General features: G+C 56.6%; 17 protein-coding genes. 8 read left to right on the top strand and 9 right to left on the bottom strand.

The window, feature by feature from the left end:
* The 6 genes from P8Z34_07685 to P8Z34_07660 all read right to left on the bottom strand — a co-directional run.
* Positions 1–299: hypothetical protein (locus P8Z34_07685; protein MEJ2550547.1), on the bottom strand; the 299-nt coding region annotated here is incomplete at its 3' end.
* A gap of 10 nt (positions 300–309) precedes the next feature.
* Positions 310–1,563, bottom strand: a complete 1,254-nt coding sequence (locus tag P8Z34_07680) for an MFS transporter (protein MEJ2550546.1) — start codon at positions 1,561–1,563, stop codon at positions 310–312.
* A 99-nt stretch (positions 1,564–1,662) separates the two neighbouring features.
* Positions 1,663–2,628, bottom strand: coding sequence for a GNAT family N-acetyltransferase (locus P8Z34_07675; GenBank protein MEJ2550545.1), 966 nt, complete (start codon positions 2,626–2,628; stop codon positions 1,663–1,665).
* 5 nt (positions 2,629–2,633) lie between these two features.
* Positions 2,634–3,746: a hypothetical protein gene (locus P8Z34_07670; GenBank protein ID MEJ2550544.1), complete on the bottom strand. Its 1,113-nt coding sequence runs from the start codon at positions 3,744–3,746 to the stop codon at positions 2,634–2,636.
* 34 nt (positions 3,747–3,780) lie between these two features.
* Positions 3,781–4,155, bottom strand: coding sequence for a DUF2089 domain-containing protein (locus P8Z34_07665; GenBank protein ID MEJ2550543.1), 375 nt, complete (start codon positions 4,153–4,155; stop codon positions 3,781–3,783).
* 117 nt (positions 4,156–4,272) lie between these two features.
* Entirely contained in the window at positions 4,273–4,518 is a 246-nt protein-coding gene (locus P8Z34_07660) for a hypothetical protein (protein MEJ2550542.1), read from the bottom strand.
* A gap of 297 nt (positions 4,519–4,815) precedes the next feature.
* Here P8Z34_07660 and P8Z34_07655 point away from each other — a divergent pair, with 297 nt between their 5' ends.
* From P8Z34_07655 to P8Z34_07640, 4 genes are all read left to right on the top strand, one after another.
* Complete coding sequence (locus P8Z34_07655; GenBank protein MEJ2550541.1) at positions 4,816–5,886, top strand: alanine--glyoxylate aminotransferase family protein; 1,071 nt, start codon at positions 4,816–4,818, stop codon at positions 5,884–5,886.
* Positions 5,883–7,115: a class I SAM-dependent RNA methyltransferase gene (locus P8Z34_07650; GenBank protein ID MEJ2550540.1), complete on the top strand. Its 1,233-nt coding sequence runs from the start codon at positions 5,883–5,885 to the stop codon at positions 7,113–7,115. The genes P8Z34_07655 and P8Z34_07650 overlap by 4 nt, the downstream gene beginning before the upstream one ends.
* An 82-nt stretch (positions 7,116–7,197) precedes the next feature.
* Complete coding sequence (locus tag P8Z34_07645; GenBank protein ID MEJ2550539.1) at positions 7,198–7,830, top strand: response regulator; 633 nt, start codon at positions 7,198–7,200, stop codon at positions 7,828–7,830.
* The gene (locus tag P8Z34_07640; GenBank protein ID MEJ2550538.1) at positions 7,827–8,663 is read left to right on the top strand and encodes an inositol monophosphatase family protein; all 837 of its coding nucleotides are present in this window, start codon (positions 7,827–7,829) and stop codon (positions 8,661–8,663) included. Before P8Z34_07645 ends, P8Z34_07640 begins: the two co-directional genes overlap by 4 nt.
* A gap of 6 nt (positions 8,664–8,669) precedes the next feature.
* Here P8Z34_07640 and surE read toward each other — a convergent pair whose 3' ends face one another.
* Together surE and P8Z34_07630 are read right to left on the bottom strand one after the other, a co-directional pair.
* A complete protein-coding gene (surE, locus tag P8Z34_07635) occupies positions 8,670–9,506 on the bottom strand; it encodes a 5'/3'-nucleotidase SurE (protein ID MEJ2550537.1) in 837 nt (278 codons plus the stop codon).
* A 107-nt stretch (positions 9,507–9,613) separates the two neighbouring features.
* The gene (locus tag P8Z34_07630; GenBank protein ID MEJ2550536.1) at positions 9,614–10,267 is read right to left on the bottom strand and encodes an HD domain-containing protein; all 654 of its coding nucleotides are present in this window, start codon (positions 10,265–10,267) and stop codon (positions 9,614–9,616) included.
* 251 nt (positions 10,268–10,518) lie between these two features.
* Here P8Z34_07630 and P8Z34_07625 point away from each other — a divergent pair, with 251 nt between their 5' ends.
* From P8Z34_07625 to P8Z34_07610, 4 genes are all read left to right on the top strand, one after another.
* Positions 10,519–10,734, top strand: a complete 216-nt coding sequence (locus P8Z34_07625; protein ID MEJ2550535.1) for a cold shock domain-containing protein — start codon at positions 10,519–10,521, stop codon at positions 10,732–10,734.
* A 110-nt stretch (positions 10,735–10,844) separates the two neighbouring features.
* Complete coding sequence (locus tag P8Z34_07620) at positions 10,845–12,491, top strand: ribonuclease J (GenBank protein MEJ2550534.1); 1,647 nt, start codon at positions 10,845–10,847, stop codon at positions 12,489–12,491.
* A 150-nt stretch (positions 12,492–12,641) separates the two neighbouring features.
* A complete protein-coding gene (locus P8Z34_07615; GenBank protein MEJ2550533.1) occupies positions 12,642–13,535 on the top strand; it encodes a peptidylprolyl isomerase in 894 nt (297 codons plus the stop codon).
* Between the two features lie 22 nt (positions 13,536–13,557).
* The gene (locus P8Z34_07610; GenBank protein ID MEJ2550532.1) at positions 13,558–14,289 is read left to right on the top strand and encodes a hypothetical protein; all 732 of its coding nucleotides are present in this window, start codon (positions 13,558–13,560) and stop codon (positions 14,287–14,289) included.
* 103 nt (positions 14,290–14,392) lie between these two features.
* Here P8Z34_07610 and P8Z34_07605 read toward each other — a convergent pair whose 3' ends face one another.
* Positions 14,393–15,586, bottom strand: a complete 1,194-nt coding sequence (locus P8Z34_07605) for a DegT/DnrJ/EryC1/StrS family aminotransferase (GenBank protein MEJ2550531.1) — start codon at positions 15,584–15,586, stop codon at positions 14,393–14,395.
* Position 15,587: the final 1 nt, after the last annotated feature.

The raw sequence follows: 15,587 nt of genomic DNA, 5'->3' as shown, positions 1-15,587 counted from the left end.
AGCAACAGCGGTCCAGCACACAGCCACCACCAGCCCCCCAACGTGGCCACGCCCCATCCAAAAACGAGAAACCCGAATCCAATGGCGAAGAGGATCAGCCACCAGGAACGTGTCCGCAGGGGATCCTGCGCATCAGGCTGGTCCGTATCCTTATCCATAGACGGACTTCTTTGTTCCGTAAGCAGGCGCTCGGCTTCTTCAACGTCGATTTGCCCCTGCTCCAACTGGTGGAGCACATCCATGTTTTCCAACGCCTCCCCATTGGTTTTTACATCCTTCGAGTCCATATCGTTCGACATCATCTTCTCCTTATTCTCCCGCAAGCACTTCCTGGACTTGGGCACCAGGCTGTACTTGCTGGTAAGCTTCTTGATCCGCCTGCAGCATTCGCCCCATTGCTACGCCGGCGATCAGGATGATCCCGCCGGCAAGGACAAACGTCTCTCGCAGACCGAGCATGCCTGCGATCCATCCTGCGAGGCCCATCGACAAAAGGTTCGTCAGTGAGGAAGCCATGTCCATCACCGAACTTGCCCTTCCCAATAAACCTTCCGGAATACCGCGCTGCAGCATCGTACTCAGGCTTGCGTTTATCGGTGGAAGGGTAAATCCGATCAGCGGCATGGCCGCCACAATCAGACTCAACGCCGGTGCCAACCCAAACGCGCAAATCCCGATGCCTAAACCGATCATCGCCGCAACCGAAATCTTCAGCGACGAAAGCTTTCTTGCGAGCGCGCTGATCGAGAGTGCTCCGAGGACCATGCCGACACCCTGCGCAGTCTCGATTCCGCCCAGGATCGTCGGATCGACGACGAATGCGTCGCGAAGGAAGGGAACGAAGAGCACGTTCACCGCCCCGATGCCCAACATGGCGATTCCAATTCCCAGGGTAACGCCTTGAAGCAAGCGACTCTGAAGCACAAATCGTACGCCTTCACGGAAATCCTGCATGGCTGACCGTGTGCCTTCACTCGAAGCAGCTGCCCGCGTAACGACCCCGCTGATTCCCAACACGAGAACGCCCGATATCATAAAACTTGCCGAATCGACCAGGAACGCGACCCGGGTTCCCCAAAAGCCAATGACCAGACCTGCCAGGGCTGGACCAGCGAGTTTGGCAATCGTATTGCCCAACTGCATGGAGCCATTCGCAGACATCAATTCATCCTTACGAACCAGAGACGGCAGCAGCGCCGTGCGGGCCGGATAGAAGAAGACGCCAAACGAAGCCAACAAGAAAGCGGTCAGGATGGCAACGGGTAAATCCCCCGAGGACTGCAGCAACAGATACCCCGGCGCGATGATCGCACGTGCCACGTCGGAAAAAACCATCACTCGCTTTCGATCCCAGCGGTCCACCAACGTTCCGGCGAACAAACCCAGGACCAACGTTGGCAGCGCATAGGCGATCAGCACCAGACTCAACGCTTGGGCCGACGCCCCCGCACTATCCGAAAGGTCGTCGATGCGGATCGCGATGGCCAGAAAGCTGAACGAATCGCCGGCCGCCGAGATCATCTGTGCCAGCCAAAGTAGCCGGAAATTTCGATTTTGTATCATCGAACGCCTCAACTTCAAGAACGTACTTCTGAAAGACTTGCGCCTCTTATTTCATACCATCCACAGCGGACGGGAGAAATCCGGGATCCATGATTGACTTCAATCCCGCATTTCTTTCTTCATCCAGGTTAATCTTCGTTTTTCTTCGAAACCCAAATCGCACAGTTGGTCTTCTGCAATCCCAGTTGGATATTCCAACTCGATGCGCGCTTTCTGGCTCGGAAGCTCACTCAAACCACACACCAACAATTCACGCTCGACTTGTTCGTGTGCTTTCGGATCGACGACCAGCAGCATACGCCAGGCGTCAACCTCGGTGCTCCAACGCAAACTCAGACTTCCCACCAGCGCGCCCTCCTCACACACGACCCAATGTCGTTCTCCTCCCAGTAATAACGAATCCACCAGTCCCACCGAGTGGTAGATGCTCGATCCTGGGGGATAAGGCCAAATCAATCCTTCCGGATGAATGCGTCGAGCCAACGCCGCCTGTTCCCGCCATTCCTCCCGGAATCGCGCTCTGGCACGCCCTTTCGGCATCGAGCGAAATCTGCGCCGGTCGAATTTTCCAACCCAGGTCGTCCGCCTGGCGATCGTCTCGAAACCGAGCTGGGCATACAACTCCTGCACACCACGATTGTCGCTTTCCGTCTGTAGAAGCAATACACGACCCTTATGCTCGTGAACGTACGCAACGCACGCTTCAACCAGCCGGCGCGCAATGCCCTGACGTTGAAAGTCCGGATGCACGGCCACGTTGACCAGGATCCAGCGCCGGGGATGGCCTCCCACCGTCAGCACGCTGGCGTTCCCCACGAGGCGCCCCTCGACTTCCCAGACAAAGCCGCGCGGCCGGGCTGCAGGCGGCAGCAGATAGAAACTCAGAACCCATCCGGGCCAACCCAAGCGGCCCATGAACTTCATCCAACCCAGCATCCGTTCGCTTCCCGCTTCCAGATTGCTGGAGAAAGCAACCTCGATCAACTCCGCCAGGGCACGCATATCCCGCTTCGGATCGACCGGGCGCATGCCGGTCGCCGAGTCCGAAGACTTTGCCAGGATCATCGCCGTCACGCCTCGCCCTCCAGCGCACTCAGCAACTTCTCGGCTTCCTCGACGTTGATCTTTCCGTCTTCTACCATACGCAGAATGGTCATACGCTCTTCGTCGCTTACTTCGGCGGGCTTTGATCCGTGGCGGCCGAAGGTAATGCGTACATTCTTTCCATCGGAAGCGCCATACGACGCGGCTCGCTTCTGCGCCCTTTCCGCCTTCCTGCGGGCTTTGGAGACAGACTTTCGCACCCGCTCTGCGATGCGGTCGGCATCGAATGCAAATGCTCCGCCGACGAGGGCGCCCACGCGAGCTTCCACTTCCGCAGCGCTGGCTTCCGCACGACTCGTGATGTCGTCTATCCAATCCTCGGTGCCAAATGCTTCATACTTGCCCACACGCAGCCATAAATCGCCTCCCGAGGTCAGATCGACGTCTCCCTGCCCGTCGCCAAGACGAAATACGACACCCTCTTCGGATTCTTCAAATTCTCCCGGTTCCACCAGCACCAATTCACCGCCTGCGTTCACGTGCACGTTCGCCGAAGATTCTTCCGGCAGATAGCAAGTCAGATCGCTGCCTGTAACGACGCGCGAACTCGCTTCTTTCTGCGGAACGATTTCTACACTGGCGTCGCCTCCGACAGAGACATCGACGGCCCCTTTCACGGACTGCAGCAAGAGATCGCCGCCAATTGCACTGCAGCGCACGACGCCTTCCACTTTCTCGATGACCGCGTCCCCGCCCACATGCTCAACGATAAGATCGGAGTCCATCTTCCGTGCGGTGAGATCGCCGCCAATCCATTGGATCTCGACGTGTCCGCTGCGCTTCAAGCGCAGATCACCGCCGACGCTCTCCACCGACAACGATTCGCTCATGCCTTTCGCATGTACATCTCCGCCCACACGTTCAACTGCCACCGGAATGGAAGCGGGCAGGTAGATCAATACAGCCGAGCGGGCGGAAATTGTAATCTCATCCTCATTCTGCTCGACTTTCAATTCACCGTAGTCCGGTGCCTGCGCTTCCAATTTCGATCCGCTTCTCCCGGAAATGCGCAAATCTCCACCGATCGATTCGATGCGCACCTTCGTCTTCTCATCAACGTCCAAGCTGAATTTTTCCATTATATTTTCCTCATTCTTGCATTTTTCAGAATTTCTATTCGCCCTCCAGAAGACGCATCGCATCTGCCGAAGAGATATCACCGCTGGCCAACTCGTCCAGGATGCGGTGGCGTTCCTCATCACTCAAGCGCTGTGGCTCAGGGCCCAGGGGAAATCCCAAAGCCCGGATGACCTGCGTCAAGCGTCCACGCAGCGTAGGGTAGGACAAACCCAATTCGTCTTCCATGCGGCTGAGTTTCCCCTCGCAGCGAATGAACGTTTCCACAAAGGAGAGTTCCTCTTCCGAAAGCCTGCCCAAACGTCCCAGGCTGAAATGACCTTCGATGGTCGTGTCGCAGCTGCGGCAGTGATAGCGGGTGATCTCAAGCGCTTGATCACACACGGGACACGTGGATAACATGGTATTCATTGGCCACTCTCCATCAAATCTTGCATATTGCGGATCGCTCCACAACCCGGTTTCTCAATCTGGGGATTGTGTGTCGAGGCGAAAGTATGATGTTCCCGTTTCGAAATCATTGGACTTTCAGCAAGCACCTTGATTTGATCCGATCTTCGAAATCAACGTCGGTTCCGCGATCGTCGAATGTCGCTGTATGCGCTGGCCGACGGCCGTCAGCCAGCAGCCGAGGCGGAATGTGGCGGTGTAATAGAAGTGCGTTCGTTGGCTCGTCCCGCTCACCATCGAGCGAACCCATTGCTCGTGAGCTGCTTCACGCCGCAATGCTTCGATTTTCGCTTCGCTTGTGATTACCTCGCTCCATTGGAACATGATCCACATCCTTTCTCATTCACGAGCTTTATTCGCTTCGTTTTCATCAGCCGATCTTCATTCTGTCCGTTTCCACCACATATTGAACCCGAAATAGATATTTCTTATCTTATGTTCATAATTTCTCAGAATATAGCACATTTATATTAAATTTGTCAAGTATTAGTTTAATATTATTGATCCGGAGATAAATAATATTGAACTACTTGCAATTTTTCATCGAATTCCACAGATTCGCCTATGTCTCCGTATTTGTGTCTGTTACAATCGGATAAATCCTTATCGAGGGAAGTACTGATGCCTAAGCTTTTCATCCCCGGGCCGACAAACGTCGCAGACGAAGTACTCGAGGCACAAACGAAAGCCGTAATCGGTCACCGCAGCCAGGCACTTGCAGATCTCATGGGCCGAATTCAGCCGATGATGAAACAGGTATTTCAAACCGAAAATCGTGTTTTCATCACCGCATCGTCGGGAAGTGGGCTGCAGGAAGGTGCGCTGCGTAACTGCGTCGCCGAACGATTATTGATCTGCGTTTGTGGCGCTTTCGGAGAGCGCTGGCACGCTGTTGCCGTGAGTAATGCGATCCCCGTCGATCGCCTCGACGCCAACTGGGGAGAACCCAACACGGCGGAGCAAGTCGCAGCCGCACTCCAAAGCAAGAAGTATGATGCGTTGGCGATCGTTCACAACGAAACCTCGACGGGAGTCGAGAATCCCCTCGCGGACATCGCCGCGCGGGCGCGCCAGGTCAATTCCGATTTAATGATTCTGGTAGACGCCGTCTCCTCGGCCGCCGGAGTCGATATCCCCGTGGACGAATGGGATCTCGACGTTTTGCTGACCTCCTCCCAAAAATGCTTCGCCCTCCCACCGGGCCTCGCCTTTGCGGCCGTCAGCGAGAGAGCGCTGCAGCGTGCCGAGCGCATCCCACATCGCGGCTGGTATTTCGACTTTCTACTCTACAAGCGATACCTGGAGCGCAACATGACTCCCGCCACGCCTGCAGTCACTTTACTCTACGCCCTCGAGAAGCAGCTCGAACGTATCCTCGAGGAAGGAATCCGGTCCCGCTTCGAACGCCACCGCGAACTAGCCCGACTCGCACAATCCTGGGCGCAGGACCGTTTTGCCCTCTTCGCCGCCGAAGGATACCGTTCGAAAACCGTCACGACCGTGCGCAACACTCGCGGCATCGACTTCAACCAACTCAGTTCCTTCCTGCAAAAAAGCGACATGGTCCTGGCCAACGGCTACGGGAAACTCAAGGGCGAAACCTTCCGCATCGGACACATGGGGGAGACGACGTCAGCGGATCTTCAATCGCTGCTCGATCAAATAGACGCCTTTTTGGCCCTACGAGAATGACGATCATCGATCTACAACTAAGCGGCAGCGCTTACGGTGGAGAGGCCTTCGGCCGCGACGAGGACGGCAGGATGACCTTCGTGGCCTTTGCTCTGCCCGGCGAGACGGTGCGCGTCGAAATTGTCGACGCACGCAAAAGCTGGGCGCGCGCCCGACTCGTGGAAGTCCTCGAAGCGTCTCCCGAGCGAATCGATCCGCGCTGCCCCCATTTCACCGAGTGCGGCGGGTGCCATTACCAGCACGCCCCCTACGACACCCAGCTAAAAATCAAGGCGGGCATTCTCCGAGATCAACTCGTGCGCATCGGCGGTTTCGAAGCACCTCCTACGAGATCCATCGTGCCCTCGCCGTCCCCCTGGAACACGCGCAATCAACTTCAATTCTCGCTAGCAGACGATGGCCGCCTGGGTTTCATGGCCGCGAGCACTAACGATGTCGTGCCCATCCGGGAATGCCATCTTCCACTCCCCGAAATCGACGAGGTCTGGCCCCGCATCGATGCCGCGGAGCGGTTCGACCTCGAACGCATCATCCTGCGCACGGGCACAGACGGGGAAGTGCTAATCGCGCTGCAGAGCGAACTCGAGCCCGAGCTAGATATCAGCATCGATCTTCCCGCCTCGCTGGTATGGCTCGGTCCACAAGGTGTGACCGTCATCGCCGGAAATGAATATCTCGCCTATGACGTGCTCGATCAGCGCTTCCGAGTGTCGGCACGCTCGTTCTTTCAAGTGAACAGCCTGCTGCTCGACGAATTGGTCCGACTCGTCCTCCGTGCCATCGACCCCAAGCCCGGAGAAACCATCTTCGATCTCTATGCCGGCGCAGGCCTGTTCAGCGCTTTCATCGCGCGCCACGGTGCAAGGCTCGTTGCGGTGGAACAATCCCTCTGGTCGTGCAGAGATTTCGAGGTCAATTTGCGAGCGTTCGACGATGTTGCATTGTACGAAGCCCCGGTGGAGATGGCCCTGCCCTCGATTCAGGAGAAGCCCGACATGATCCTCGTCGACCCGCCGCGAGATGGTTTGAGCCGGGAAGTTCGCGACACGCTCATCGAACTCGCTCCGGCAAAATTGGTCTACCTGTCTTGCGATCCCTCCACACTTGCCCGCGACGCCAAGCGGCTCGTCCAGGCCGGCTTCAAGCTGGAATCCGTCACCCCGATCGATCTCTTCCCCCAGACCTACCACCTCGAATCGTTGGCGGTTTTCGAATTTTCCAAGAACTGATTCAAGAAACACAGCGCCGTAAAAATCCGCTCCTGTAGCGATTCGCTTTTGATCTCCGTTCAATAGAGGGTACAATCAGAACATGGATACGCTGGAACACCCCATCCTCATCGTCGAGGACGCCGATTACTTCCGCGAGCTGCTCGAGGCGACATTGATCCACCGGGGATACATCGTGGTCTCCGCCCGGGATGGGGTGGAAGCGTTAGAAGAGATTAAAAAACAGGAACCATCTCTCATTCTTGCAGACATCATGATGCCCAGAATGGATGGTTTCGCCCTGGCGCAGAACTTACGCTCCAATCCCAAGACGGAAAAGATTCCCATCCTCTTCATATCCGCCACCTTCATCAGCCAGGAGGACATCGATTTCGCGCTCAGCCTCGGTGCGGTGACCTTCCTCGAAAAGCCCGTCGATGCTCAAGAACTGCTGCTCACGGTGGGAGAAATCCTCACCGGATCCGAAATCGAGACCCCCGAACCACTTTCGGACGAGAGTTTCCATCGAGGCTACCGTAAGCGCCTCGAATCCAAGCTGAAACAAAAATACGATCAAATCATGCGAGCCCGGCGCCTCGTCGAGAGCGTCCCCAAAAGGCAGCGCAACGAGTTCGAAACGCTGCTGCGCCAGACGAAAGCGCAGTACAGACAAATCGCGGGAGAATTAGAAGCTCTCGAAAAACTGAGGGGTTCCCGGAAAGAATCCCGCTCGTGACCAGCGACCGATATACATTCGCCAAGAACCTGACCCGCGAGGCCGGCGTCATCATACGGCAAGGCTACGGAAACGCCAAAGAGATACGCAAGAAGGGGGAAATCGATCTCGTCACGGAATACGATCTGCGTTCCGAGCGGTTTGTGGTCGAGAGACTGCAGCGAGCTTTCCCGGAAGACGCCATCGTCGCCGAAGAGAGCGGCGAATACAACGAAGGCTCCGGTCATTGGTTCCTGGATCCACTGGATGGAACCGTCAACTTCGCTCACGGCGTACCGGTGTTCTCCATCTCGCTCGCTTACATGGTAAACGGCCAGCTCGAACTCGGCGTGATTTACGATCCGCTGCGGGATGAGTTGTTCCACGCCCGACGTGGTCAAGGCGCGTGGCTGGACGATCAACGGCTAAACGTTTCGAGTGTGAAATCGCTCAATCAAAGCCTGCTGGCAACGGGTTTCGCATACGACATCCGCACTCGCATCGACAACAACCTGGACCATTTCTCCCATCTCGCCCTACGAACGCAGGGCGTTCGCAGACTGGGCTCTGCCGCACTGGATCTCGCCTACGTCGCAGCCGGGTATTTTGAAGGTTACTGGGAGATGTGCTCCTTCCCCTGGGACATCGCCGCAGGCACGTTGATGGTGACTGAAGCCAACGGGGTTGTCAGCCGTGCGATCGGCGACCGCCTCGATGTCAGTCGAGCCACTTCCATCGTCGCCACGAATGGGAACATTCACAACGAATTGGTCGATGCCCTTGCTGAGGGAATCCTTCCCCCTTACGAGCAGGAAGCCAAACTCAAACCCCTGGACGAAAAACGATCCTCGTAAGACCGGTCAATTGTCGGTTCCGATTTCATCCCTGTCGCGGAATAGGCTTTCCAATGACTGGAAATCAACTCGGGACGTCAGGTCGATACTCAACGGTGTGACTGCGACCTGATGGAGCACGCGCAGCGCGTGCGCATCACTGCCCGGTTCGAACGTTTCATGCGCCTGGGAGACCGTATATCCGACCGAGGACGCCTCGTCCAGATTGTCGCGCGTTGAAGTGAGCGGTACGTAATACTTCGCCCTGGTCAAACGCGTCAACCGCCATGGCGTTTCGGGCGTTGCATCACGCGGCACTTCTACTTTAATCACGTCGACATCGTGCATCCACTCCATCCGCATTGCGACTCTTGCAAAGCGCTGGGTGAAATAAGCCGCCGTGCTGAAGTCTACTTCTGGCGAATACGAAAGATGCAAATGCGGCTCTGCTTCGACCGAGACGGCGAGAGCGGGGATTCCCAAAGCTGCGGCTTCCAGAGCCGCACCGACCGTGCCGGAAATGGTCACACCCAGACCGACGTTCTCCCCATAGTTGATTCCGGCGACGACGAGGTCCGGCCGGCGTGGCGCAATCTCGAGCACGCCACACTGCACGGCCTGGGCCGGCGATCCGCCCACGGCGAACACTTCCCAGGATTTTCCGCGCACGGTTACTTCTTCTTCCCGAATCACACCATCCGAGGAGTTCGGCAGACTGCGTCCGTATCCCGAGCTTTGCTCCCGCGGGGCAGCGACCACCACAAAGCCCAACTCGGACAGCGCATCCGCGGCGGCCCATAGTCCCGGAGAGCGAATGCCGTCGTCGTTGGTCAACAATATCAACGGTTTATCGTTTTTGTTCATCGAGTTTCCTGAAATCGACTGAATTTTACCGGGCTCGGTTCGGTCGGGTCAACGAGAAGAAAACGAGCAAGACCCTCATTCCAGAAAAGGAAGCCCCCGAGCAATCATCACCCGCTGGCCCGATCCGGCACATCACAACTCGCTTCCACGGCAAGCTGTTCGAAGAAATCACTCAGCAATTGGTAGCGGCGTTCGCCGATGGCACGCGCCGGCTCCGTCATCAGACGATCCTTCACGTGGCGCAGCTTGCGCAGGTGCTCGTGATATGCACTGTGCGCTTCGTTCGGCTCGGTTTCCCCCTTTTCGAGGAATTTCTTCGACGGCGCCTGGTAAATGGGAAGGCCGGCTTGCACAGCATAGCCAATCGTACGCGCAATTCCGAAGGCGCCGATCACATCGAGTTTATCGGCATCGAAAAGGATCTTCGCTTCCAATGTTTTTGGTTTCAAATTGCCGCGATAGCGGTGCGCCAGGATGCAGTGCAAGACGGCATCGATACGGTCTTGCGGCCAGCCTTCCTCCTGCAGCACCTGGCGACCGAATTCGGCAGAAGCATGTTCATGCTGCTCACGAGGCACCTGAGATTGTGGGTGCGCGCCGGCCGCGTCATGCAGCAGGGCGGCGGCCCGGATAACTTCCAGGTCCGCACCGAGTTCCCGTCCCAGGTATTCCGCCATGTGCAGCACGCGCTGAACGTGGTCAAATCCATGAACCGGATCGTTGGGGTCGTACCAGCTCTTTGCTTCTTCGAGGGTCGGCATTCATCGCTCCTTGATCAACGCCTCCATGCATCTCTGTTCAAATACCGCAGGTCATCTCGCAAAGCATATCACACGTTGTGCTGGAAATGGATACTTTACCGACCAATCAGGAAGCCTCCATGATGATGCGAAATCCAGGTTTTCCCGAAAAATTTGTGGCATTCTTCTTGACCATCCAGGGAGGAATAATACTTTGACGTCCGAAATCCGAGGTGTTACAATCCGATGGTTTAATTACGGAGGTAATATACGTGGCAAAACGCACAACCGGCGTCGTTCGCTGGTTTGACGGCTCAAAAGGATACGGTTACATCGACGCCGAAGACGGTGAGAACGTCTTCGTGCACTACCGGGACATCGTGGACGAAAAAACGCCCTTCTTATCGCAAGGCGAGCAGGTTGTATTCTTCCTCGAAAACACCATCATACATGGTCCTCAGGCAACGGACGTAACCCGCCTCAACTAGATGGCCAAAATTCCATTTTGCCCGTTTACCCCGCTCGGTATAATACCAGACGGGGCATTGTCACGTTTCCCCGCAATTATTCATGGTATTACATAAAGGAAAGAAGAAATATGGCAAGCAAGAAATTGAGATTAATTCCACTCGGCGGATTGGGGGAAATCGGGAAGAACATGATGGTCGTCGAGTACGGAGAGAACATTCTCGTCATCGATACCGGGGTAATGTTCCCGGAAAACGACATGTTGGGGATCGATTACATCATCCCTGATTTTGAATACCTTCTCGACAAGAAAGACAAGGTGCGCGGCATCATCATCACCCACGGCCATGAAGATCACACCGGTGCGATCCGGCACGTCCTGGAAGAAATCAGCGCTCCGATTTATGCCACCCAGTTGACGCGCGGCCTCCTGGAGGTCAAGCTCAAGCGCGGCGGCGAACCGAAAAACGTGACCCTGAACACGGTCCAGGCCGGTGATGAAGTCCAGATCGGACCGTTTGGCGTGGAATTCTTCCACGTCTGCCATTCCATCCCCGACGGGGTTGGCTTGGGCATCACCACACCTGCCGGGCTGATCGTTCATTCCGGCGACTATAAATTCGACCATACGCCCGTCGACGGCTGGCCGACGGATTTCGGCAAACTGGCCGAGTTTGGCACGCGGGGCGTACTCGCACTGCTGGCCGATTCGACCAACGCGGACGAACCGGGCTGGACGCCCTCCGAAGCGGTTATCGACCCGGCTTTCGACAAAGTGTTCCAGCAGGCAGAAGGCAGAATCCTCATCGCCTCGTTCGCCTCGCTCATCTCGCGCATGCAGCAAGTCGCCAACGCTGCCGCCCGCCACAGCCGCGTGATCTCCTTCGTAGGCACCAGCATGGTCGAGAACGCCAAGATGGCCCGTAAACTGGGCTACCTGGAAGTTCCCGATGAAATCGTCGTGCCGTTGGATCAGGCTTTGAAAATGAAGTCGTCCAAGGTTGTACTCATGTGCACGGGAACGCAGGGGGAACCCTCTTCCATTTTGGGCCGCCTGTCCACCGGTAAAAATCGGCGCTTCGGCCTGCATTCCAAGGACACGATCGTGCTCTCATCCCATCCGATACCCGGGAACGAGGAAATGATCAACCGCACGATCAACCGCCTCTATCAGGGCGGCGCGGATGTGATTTACGATCCCATCGCCCCGGTACACGTGTCGGGACACGCCAAACAGGAGGAGATGAAGCTGCTCATCCAGTTGGTGCGGCCGCAACACTTGATCCCCATCCACGGTGAACTGCGCCACCTGAAACAGCACGCCGCACTGGGAGGCGAACTTGGGCTTCCACAGGAAAACATCGCCGTCATCGAGAACGGTACGGTGGTTGAATTCCAAAACGGCAAAATGAAGGTTGGTGAGCGTATACCCGGCGGGTACGTCTTTGTCGACGGAAGCGGTGTTGGCGACGTGGGGCCCGACGTGATGCGAGAGCGGGAAGCGTTGGCTCGTGACGGTTTCGTGCTCGCCCACGTCACCTTCGATTGTAAGACGGGGAAGATCCACGGCCGTCCGGAGTTGATCACCAAAGGGTTTGTATTCATTCGGGATGCCGAGGAATTGATGGACGAAGCCCGCAGCCAAATCGAGCAGTTGATCGCGGATGATCAACACGGGGATATCGAAAGCAAGATCCAGAAACACCTGGAACACTTCTTCTATTCGGCCACAAAAAGACGGCCGATGGTTTTCGTCTTCACCTCCGAAGTGGATTGAGAATTACACAGAGCCTGCGTCCAACGAAACCGGAGTCGGCGCTGCCCGGGTTCGTCGAAAAATTCGAAACGCACCTGAGCAGCCTGCTCTCCGTATCGGCGCTGCACGTTCGTTGTTGCATTCGACCCTGCGCAGAGTATAATGCCAGCGATGGCCAGAAAATTACGAACCCGAATACTTTTGGTGTGTACGCTCACCTTGGCCGGCTGCAGCATGATCGAAGCCGAACTGCCCACGGCGACATCAACACCCTCCCCGCCAACGGCAACGCCTGAACCCGCAGCGGCGACGGTTAATGGCGAGGTGATTCTCCTGGCGGATTTCGAAGACGAGATCCAGCGATTTGAAGCCGCAAAACGTGAAGCTGGCATCGACCTTGCAACCCTGGACGCGTACAAAAATCAAGTGCTCCAGGCACTCATCGATCGTAGATTGCTCGCCCAGGGCGCCCGCGCAAACGGAATCCAGCTGGAAACGAGTGATGTGGACGCAGCAGTCCAGGACCTGGCGGTGGAATTGGGCGGTAACGAAGCGATGGGCGTCTGGCTGGCTGAGACGGGGTATACATTGGAAGGTTTCAAGCTTGCGCTCGAAGAGGACATGCTTGCGGCGCGTATGGTCGAAAACATCCTTCAAGATGTACCCGAAAACGTTGCACAGGTCCATGCCCGTCACATCCTCCTCGCCAGCGAAGAAGATGCGCAGTTTATATTGGAACAACTCGCCGCGAATGCGGACTTTGGCAACTTGGCCCGTCTGTATTCACGCGACTCGAGCACACGACCGGACGGCGGAGATTTGGGGTGGTTCCCTCGCGGAGGCTTGCTTTTTCCCGAGATCGAAACCGCCGCATTCGAACTGCAGCCCGGTGAAATCAGCACTATCGTAAAAAGCGATTTGGGGTATCACATCGTGCAAACCCTCGAAACGGGCGAGCGTCCGCTTTCCCCAAACGACTTGCGAGACATGCAGGAACGGGCTGTGGAGGACTGGATCTCCACTCAGCGCGAATCTGCAAACATTGAGGTCTTGATCACACCGTAAAAACGGTGCGAGGAGGCAAGCCATGATGGAAAACGACTACGAGCGACGCCCGGGAATGGGGTTGTCGGGCTGCAGGCGCATCGTTTTCAACATCCTCACCGTCATCGTTGTATTGACGACGGTGGTTGTGGGCATCGCGTTGATCGCCGTTTTCATCAACCCCTACCTGTCGATCAATCCCTACCCACCACCCACGTTGCCGCCCACACTGGGATCCCCAACTCCGACGCAGACTCCGGCCAGGACACTTCCACCGGCCTGGACAGCGACTCCGACCGAGGACGGCACAATCGAATTGGAAACGACCCCTTCGCCCACCGAAGCTCCGGAGACGGCAACAGCCACCATCACCGAAACTCCCGAAGAGGAAGCGGAATATCCTTTCGTCCTTCAAGTGGGCAGCCCGGCACCGATCGAAAATTTCATCAACGGAATGGGATGCGATTTCTTGGGCGTTTTCGGGCAGGTATTTAACGAAGATAATCAACCGGTTCTCGAATTGACGGTGCATCTTGGCGGAGAGCTCGAAGGCGTGGGCGAGATCGATCTTTATGCGCTGACCGGAAGTGAACCGGACGCCGGCCCGGGCGGCTACCTCTTCAACGTAGCCACAGAGCCGATCGCCAGCAGCGGCACGCTGTGGATTCAGTTGGAAGACGGGGACGGTAACCCGATCTCCGAACAGGTGTACTTCGACACGAGCGACGCTTGCAGCGAGAACCTCATCCTGGTCAATTGGCGCCAGGTGCGATAAGTTCCTTTGACGGCCAAACGACATCCTGCCCCCTGATCGAAAAAACGGACCAGGGGGCAGTTGATTCTTGCACAAATAACCTGTCGGAAATCAACGCAGTCGATTACTTGAAGTACATCGCCAGCGTACGGCAGACTCGATCGACTTCATCCTCCTTCATGACCGATGAAAACGGCAGCGCCAGACTGCGCTCACCCAGATCTTCCGTCACCGGAAAATCGCCGCTTCGATATTCGAAGCGTTCCACGAAATAAGGCTGCGTATGGATGGGAATGAAATATGGTCTGGAAGGAATACCTTCAGCGGCCAACTGCTCGACGACTGCGCCGCGATCGACGTCGGCGGCCAGGCGCACCACGTAGACGAACCAGCTGACCCGCGTGGTGTCCGGGCTTAGATTCGGCGCTTCAACATCGGAGATCTCTGCCAATCGTTCTGCATACCAATCGGCTACACGACTGCGCTTTTCCAATAACTGCGCTATCCTATCCATTTGCACGCGTCCCAGTGCAGCGCTCATTTCATCCATGCGGTAGTTGTAGCCCAGGTTCGTATGCTCGAGCCAGGTGTCCTCCGGCGCACGTCCTTGATTGCGCAGCGAACGACAGGCATCCGCCCATGCCGTGTTCTGTGTGACGATCACGCCCCCTTCGCCGGTGGTAATTTGTTTGTTGGGATAGAACGCGAAAACCCCTGCATCTCCCAACATTCCCGCCGGACGGTCTTTATAACGAGCACCGAGCGCCTCGCACGAATCCTCGATGACCACCAGGTCACGCGCTTCGGCAACGGCATTCAAGGTATCGTAATCAGCAGGCTGCCCGAACACATCCACGGGCAGAATTGCTTTCAGCCGGCCTTCACGCTGCGCTCCTTTTCTGGGCAGCCAACGGGCGGCCGAACTTCCACCGCGCATAAGATCCTGTACAGCCTGCGCGGCCTGCTCGGGATCGATGTTGCCCGTGCGCGAATCGACGTCCACGAAAACTGGCGTTGCACGCTCGTAGAGGATCACGTTGGCCGAAGCAATAAACGAAAACGGTGTTGTGATTACCCAATCGCCATCCGTGATGCCCGCGGCGCGTACACACAGATGCAATCCCCCGGTTCCGGAGCTTACGGCAACGGCATGCCTGGCACCGACGTAGTGCGCCACAACTTCTTCGAACGCTTCGATTTGAGGCCCCATGCTCAATCGAGGCGTGCCCAAGACTTCAAGGACTGCCTCGCGTTCAGCGTCTGTGAGATCCGGCGCAGACATGCTGATGGAAAAACCAGATTCCTGATCCTCGCTCAAA

This window comes from Anaerolineales bacterium (genome assembly GCA_037382465.1).
Lineage (GTDB): Bacteria > Chloroflexota > Anaerolineae > Anaerolineales > E44-bin32 > WVZH01.
Note: the sequence above shows the minus strand (reverse complement) of the source record. Positions and strands in the feature narration are given on the sequence as shown.